5 protein-coding genes and 1 pseudogene are annotated in these 6,515 nt (G+C 34.6%); 3 read left to right on the plus strand and 3 right to left on the minus strand.

Annotated features, from left to right (window positions below):
* A pseudogene (locus VNJ50_RS00495) lies at positions 1-198 on the minus strand (SRPBCC family protein); the annotation flags it as partial.
* Between the two features lie 120 nt (positions 199-318).
* Complete coding sequence (gene pyrE / locus VNJ50_RS00500; RefSeq protein WP_325578010.1) at positions 319-963, minus strand: orotate phosphoribosyltransferase; 645 nt, start codon at positions 961-963, stop codon at positions 319-321.
* 120 nt (positions 964-1,083) lie between these two features.
* Here pyrE and VNJ50_RS00505 point away from each other — a divergent pair, with 120 nt between their 5' ends.
* Positions 1,084-1,668 carry an NUDIX hydrolase gene (locus tag VNJ50_RS00505; RefSeq protein WP_325578012.1) on the plus strand — a complete coding sequence of 195 codons (585 nt, stop codon included), beginning with the start codon at positions 1,084-1,086 and terminating at the stop codon, positions 1,666-1,668.
* Positions 1,669-1,784: 116 nt separating this feature from the next.
* Entirely contained in the window at positions 1,785-2,741 is a 957-nt protein-coding gene (gene ctlX, locus VNJ50_RS00510) for a citrulline utilization hydrolase CtlX (RefSeq protein ID WP_325578014.1), read from the plus strand.
* A gap of 104 nt (positions 2,742-2,845) precedes the next feature.
* On the opposite strand, the gene VNJ50_RS00515 is transcribed toward ctlX, so the two are convergent.
* Positions 2,846-4,903, minus strand: a complete 2,058-nt coding sequence (locus VNJ50_RS00515) for a tetratricopeptide repeat-containing sensor histidine kinase (RefSeq protein WP_325578016.1) — start codon at positions 4,901-4,903, stop codon at positions 2,846-2,848.
* Between the two features lie 718 nt (positions 4,904-5,621).
* Between VNJ50_RS00515 and argS the strand changes: the two genes are divergently transcribed.
* A partial coding sequence (gene argS / locus VNJ50_RS00520; protein ID WP_325578018.1) for an arginine--tRNA ligase occupies positions 5,622-6,515 on the plus strand: 894 nt, incomplete at its 3' end.

Consider the following 6,515-nt stretch of genomic DNA (forward strand, 5'->3'; position numbering starts at 1 on the left):
TGGTGCGATCGATTCTTTTTTCTTCAGTACAATTTCTGGCATTCCTTTTAACGCAAATAGAAATTTGTCGTCGTCCAATACTTCGAATTTATTAATGTTTTCAGGCATTAATTGTTCGAAATTTTTAATGTCTGATAGGAAGTCAAAGACTTCTTGCGGACTTTTCTGGAGATTAACTTTTGGTGATTCTAAATTCATTGTTTTGCTTGTATTGTTCCGTTTTTAGACATTGCTCTAAATGGATGGAGGTTTATGTTTTTAAAATGTTAAGTTGTTTTATGGTGTCCATTCACTAATTAACAACTTCACATGATTCACTCAAGAAGCATTCCATTCACTAGGATTAGCATTCCAGTCTGCCAAAATTTCTTGTTCTTTTGAAGTAATATAATTCGTGTCTAAGGCTTGTTCCAAAAGAGATTCGTAGTTGCTTAAGGTTTCCAAAGTGATGTTGGCTTCTTTAAAGTTGTTTTTTGCAACATCAAATCCGTATGAAAAAATAGCCACCATACCTTTTACGTTTACTCCGGCGTCTTCAAGTGCTTTAACAGCGTTAAGACTGCTTTTGCCAGTGCTTATCAAATCTTCAACGACCACCACATTCTGGCCTTTTTCAACATGGCCTTCAATTTGGTTTTGTCGGCCATGGCCTTTTGCTTCAGGACGAACATATACAAATGGCAGTCCCAAGTATTCGGCGACCAAAATACCAATACCAATGGCACCCGTAGCTACACCAGCAATAACGTCAGGTTTACCATACGTTTGCTCAATGTGCTTGGCCATGATTTCACGGACGTAATTACGTATTGGCGGATAGGACAGGATTATCCGGTTATCACAGTAAATTGGAGATTTCCAACCAGATGCCCATGTAAATGGTTCGCTAGGTTGTAGTTTTATCGCATGGATCTGCAATAGCAGTTCAGCGGTTTTCTTAGCAGTTTGTTTGTTGAGGGTCATGATGCAAAATTAAACAATTTTATAGATTTTGAAATTAAAAACTCGGTGAAAATATTTTTTAAAAGGTCGTCGGTCAATTAAAATATTATATTTTTACCAATCCAACCTTTTATAAAAGCCATGGCGCACAAAATTTTTGTTAATGACAAACCTATCATTTTGACGACAAGAGTCAAAAAGGAAAAGCATTTCAAAAACTACTTAATGAGTACTATAAATATAGGAAAAGTTATCAGAGAACTTAATAATACCGATCTTGAAGGTGTTATGGTCATTGGTAAAAACAAAGACAAGCTCTTGAAATCCTTTCTTAAAAAACTGCCTAATGTTGTGGCAGGAGGTGGCAAAGTCTTTAATGATAAAGGTGAAATTCTCTTTATTTACCGCAATGATAAATGGGATTTGCCAAAGGGAAAAATCGAAGATAATGAAAGTATTGAAGATACTGCATTGCGAGAGGTGGAAGAAGAAACTAAGGTAAATGGTTTAAAAATTGTAAAACCTCTGCAAACAACCTATCATATTTTTAAGCGCAATGGTCGTCTTCAACTAAAAATCACTTATTGGTTTGAAATGACTTCAAGCTATAACGGCATTTTGGAACCACAAGAAGAAGAAGGCATTACTAAAGTAGCATGGCTTAATCCGGAGCAGATTAAGAAAGCTATGGAAAACTCTTATGCGAATATTAAGCTTTTAGTATAGAAAACACTTTTTTTTAAACTTTAAATTATAAGTTGTGAGTCATTCATAATTAAAAAGTTTAGGTTTCTAAAATCAGCTAAATTAAACTAAATTTGTGGCTATAAAATCACTTCAATATGCATCAAATTACCAATACTATCTTAATGATTCGTCCTGTGAATTTTAGGATGAATGAACAGACGGCTGTCAACAATTATTTTCAGGAAGATTTGGATATCCAGAACTCGGAAATCAATAAAAAAGCGCAGCATGAATTTGATGTTTTTGTTAACAAACTTAGAGCTGTTGGCGTCAATGTTATTGTAGAAGATGATATTTTGGAAAATGATACACCAGATTCTATTTTTCCAAATAACTGGGTGAGTTTTCATGAAAATGGTGATGTAGCCCTTTATCCAATGTTTGCCGAAAATCGTAGAAATGAGCGTCGTGAAGAACTTTTTTCAAGATTAGAAGACGAAGGATTTGAAATTAACGACATCATGGATTATACAAGTGCTGAAGAAGATGATATCTTCTTGGAAGGTACTGGAAGTATTTTAATGGATCGTGTAAATAAAAAGGCCTACTGTGCCTTATCAGCACGGGCCGATGAAGAGTTGTTCATAGAATTCTGTGAAGATTTTGATTATTTTCCTGTGATTTTTACGGCGTATCAAACGGTCGATGACCAAAGATTGCCCATTTACCACACCAATGTGATGATGTGCCTAGCAGAAACTTTTGCCGTTATCTGTTTGGACAGCATTGATGATAAAAAAGAACGTAAAAATGTGGTGAACCATCTCAAAGAAGATGGCAAGGAAGTGATTGCGATCACCGAATCACAAATGCATCAATTTGCTGGTAATATGCTACAAGTTAGAGGTACAGATGATAAACGTTATTTGGTGATGAGCAAAGCAGCGCATGATAGTTTGACCAGTTCCCAAATTTCAAAATTAACAGCGCATTGCGATATTCTTTATAGCGATCTGGAAACCATAGAAACTTGTGGTGGCGGTAGTGCGCGTTGCATGATGGCCGAAGTGTTTTTGCCAAAAGCAAACAAACCTAAAATGTCGAAAGTCTAAAGGGAAAAGCTCAAATGTGAATTTTAAATTCAATTGGATCCCATTGTGTCATAAATTAGTTTGCTTAAAGATGGTTTTGTCTATTGTAAACTTTTAGAATTCTATTACTTCGCTTCCGTTTTGGTTTTCGGAAGTTCGACGTAAAATTTACTGCCTACGTTTTCTGTGCTTTCCACCCAGATTCGACCATGGTTTAGTTCTACTAATTCCTTGCAAATGGTCAACCCCAGTCCTGTGCCTTTTTCATTTTTCGTGCCAATGGTCGTAAAATTGTTGTTTTTGAAAAGTTTACCAAGATTTTCTTTTGAAATACCAACACCAGTGTCTTCCACACAAATTAATGATTTGCCATTGTGTGTTTTATTTGAGATGGTAATAATATCGCCCACACGGCTGAATTTTATAGCATTCGTAATAAGGTTTTGAATGATAATTTCGACCATGCTCTTATCGGCATATACAAATTCCCGTTGCGATTCGTCAATGATAACAATTCGTTTTTGATCTATTTTTTGTTCCACAAGATTGATTTTATCATGGAATACCTCTTGGATATTGAAAGTCTCTGGATTAGATTCCAGATTTTGCATTTGTGATTTTGACCAATTCAACAAATTAAATAATAGAAGTGATGCGTTATTTGCATTTTCACTTAATTCCGGAATCAGTTCATCAAACTCCTGATTGGAAATACTGCCTTCTTTCAGCAAATCTAAAAACCCTTTGATGGATGAAATGGAGTCTTTTAAATCATGTGAAACAATTGAAAATAATCGATCTTTAACACTATTGATTTCTTCAAGATTAAGTTTTTGTTCTAAAATAGCATCATTTTGAAGTTGGATTTGAATGTTTTTGTTCTTCAGTTCCTCAGTATATTTAATAGTGCTTTTTCTTTTCTGATAAATCAAAAGTAAGAAGGTCAGAACGATCAAAAAAGCAACAATCAATCCGTATGAAAGTAGTTTTAAATTTTTAACTTGATTGGTGTTGGTTGCTGGTTCTTCTGCTGGAAGAATCTGATTTTCAACCGGTAGATCTATCACAATACTTTCTTCAATAGAATCTGTATTGGTTGGAAGTTTTGGTTGGTTTTCGCGTTCGAGTTGTTGTTTTAAGGTAAAATATTCCCGTTGCCATTTGTAGGCATTTTGGAATTTACCTTTGGTAGAATCCAAGGCCATTAAAAGCTTGTAGTTTTTTAACAGTTCTTCGGAATTTCCAATTTTTTTAGCCAAATCATGTGCTTCATAAATTTGGTTTTCAGCAAGTTTCAGGTTGTTTTTGTCAAGATTAAGATGACTAATAGAGTTTAAGGCTCTTAAAAGACCTTCTTTGTCATTGGTTTTCCGGTTGTATTTTAAACCTTGTACCAAATATTCGGCAGCTTTGTCATAATCTTTGAATTTCAAATATTCTTCACCAATGCGCGGAAGTACTTCACCTCGCAGTGCTTGATCGGTTTTAGGGTCGATCATTCCTAAAACTGCTTCATAATATTCAATGGCCTTTCGGTGTTCTTTGCGTTCTGAATAGAGCCTTGCAATGTTTTTTGTAGAAATTTTAATACCCGAACTGTCTTGAAAACGCTCTCTTATGGTTAACGCTTTTATGTTAAACTCGAGTGCTTTGTCTATTTGATGGGTTTTGGAATAGGCTTCAGCTAAATTGTTATAAGCAACACTTAGATCTTCATAGAGATTTTTATCCTCAAAAATTTTTATTGCAGCCAAGGAGTTGGTCAATCCCGCTGCGTAATTTCCTCGATTGATTTCGATCATGCCTATTTGATTGCTGACATTGGCAATACCTACGGCATCTTTTAATTCAACATATAGCTTTTTGGATTTATCAAAATGATCCATGGCATTGTAATAATCATTTCTACCGGCATAAATAAGTGCCTTGTAATAGTTGGCTTCGGCCACACCTTTTGGGTAGTTTAATGACGATGAGAGTTGGTCCGTTTCCGAAATGTATAAAAGGGCCTTTTGATATTCCTTGGCTTTGTAAAGCGCTTTGATAAGTTGAATGGATGTGTCAACCTTAGAAGTGTCCTGGTTTTGATAAGCTAATTGTACAGAAAGGCTGTCTATCTTTTTGGTTTGTGAGTGACCAGAAAAGATAGCAAAAAACGCAGCTAAGACGATTAACCGTTTCATTAATTTGCAATTAGTTATAAAAGTTGATGTGATTAGAGCTTGCCTTGAGGGAGAGGGTGGCACGTTCACAGTTACAATAACATTACTGTTAAGGATTTTTAAATTTGGTGTATCAACGTTTTTTGGGACCTTGATCAATAGCTTCGTCAAAAATGAATAAAAGGCTTGTTAAAATCTAATTTTTGGGTTTTAATGCCAATAAATTAGATTAAGTGAAACTTGTTGTTTTTTATATTTCTCAAAAATCCGACGAACGGCAAAAATAATAGAAATATCATGTTTTTAACGATGAAATCAACATTTCTAATAAACCAAAAACCTGAAATTCTTAATAGATGGAAATCATCGATTTAAGAAACATCGTAAAATTAGAAGGTCAAAACTTATTTTTATTTCTGTCATTATAGTATGGCAATAATTTAATTAAAATTTCAATTTCTATTGTTAATGTTGTTTTTTTTGATAGTCAACAAAGGGTCAATAAGTATGCCATAACCTGGTTTTTGTACTCACATTTGCTCACCTGTCTTAATGTTTCTGAAACGATAGTGTTCTCAAAACTATTGGTGGATAATTGATTTGTATTTCTACGTTGGGGAATATTGTTTTTATAATCATCCTATTTTTTTGTTGCCGCCTATTTTACAAAACAATACGAGGTTGACGTTTAAAGATTTTAATAAAAAGGTTATCTTTGCAAGCTTAAATTAAACAGCAGATGACTCTTCAGGAAACATTATCAAATCAGGTTAAAAAAGCAGTAAATGCTCTTTTTGGGGCAACTTTGGAAACAGTAGAACTACAAGCCACACGTAGGGAGTTTGTGGGCGATATCACTGTGGTTATTTTTCCTATGCTTCGCCAAATTAAAGGGAATCCGATGCAGATTGGTGAGCAAATTGGTCAGTATCTACAAGATAGTGTGAGTGAAATAAAATCATTTAATGTTGTAAAAGGATTTTTAAATGTTGAAATCGACGCAACTTTTTATCTCGATTTTTTTGAATCTATAAAAGAGGATGATGCTTATGGATTTTCTTCACCTTCAAAAGAGGACAAAGCCATCATGGTCGAATATTCTTCACCAAATACTAACAAACCTTTGCATTTGGGGCATATCCGTAATAATTTATTGGGTTATAGTGTTTCCGAAATTTTAAAAGCCTCTGGGAAAAAAGTGTATAAAACCCAAATTATCAATGATAGAGGGATTCATATTTGTAAAAGTATGTTGGCTTGGCAACGTTATGGAAATGGTGAAACGCCTGAATCTACGGGTTTGAAAGGCGATAAACTGGTAGGGAATTATTATGTGAAGTTTGATCAGGAATATAAGAAAGAGGTCCAAACGCTAATATCCGCTGGCATAACCGAAGATGAAGCAAAAAAAGAAGCACCGATTATTATTGAAGCTCAAGAGATGCTTTTAAAATGGGAGGCTGGTGATGAAGAAGTCGTTGCGCTTTGGAAAAAAATGAACCAATGGGTTTACAATGGATTTGATGAAACCTATGACAATTTGGGTGTCGATTTTGATAAGCTTTATTATGAAAGCCAAACGTATCTTTTAGGAAAAGAGTTTGTGGCCGAAGGTTTGAAATCTGGAGTGTTT

Origin of the sequence: Gelidibacter sp. (assembly GCF_035577925.1) — a bacterium.
Classification (GTDB): Bacteria; Bacteroidota; Bacteroidia; order Flavobacteriales; family Flavobacteriaceae; genus Gelidibacter.

What these genes read in the sequence shown, in the direction of transcription:
- ctlX (WP_325578014.1), top strand. Translation starts at nt 1,785, where the DNA reads ATGCATCAAATTACCAATACTATCTTAATGATTCGTCCTGTGAATTTT.
- VNJ50_RS00505 (WP_325578012.1), top strand. Translation starts at nt 1,084, where the DNA reads ATGGCGCACAAAATTTTTGTTAATGACAAACCTATCATTTTGACGACA.
- pyrE (WP_325578010.1), bottom strand. Translation starts at nt 963, where the DNA reads ATGACCCTCAACAAACAAACTGCTAAGAAAACCGCTGAACTGCTATTG.
- VNJ50_RS00515 (WP_325578016.1), bottom strand. Translation starts at nt 4,903, where the DNA reads ATGAAACGGTTAATCGTCTTAGCTGCGTTTTTTGCTATCTTTTCTGGT.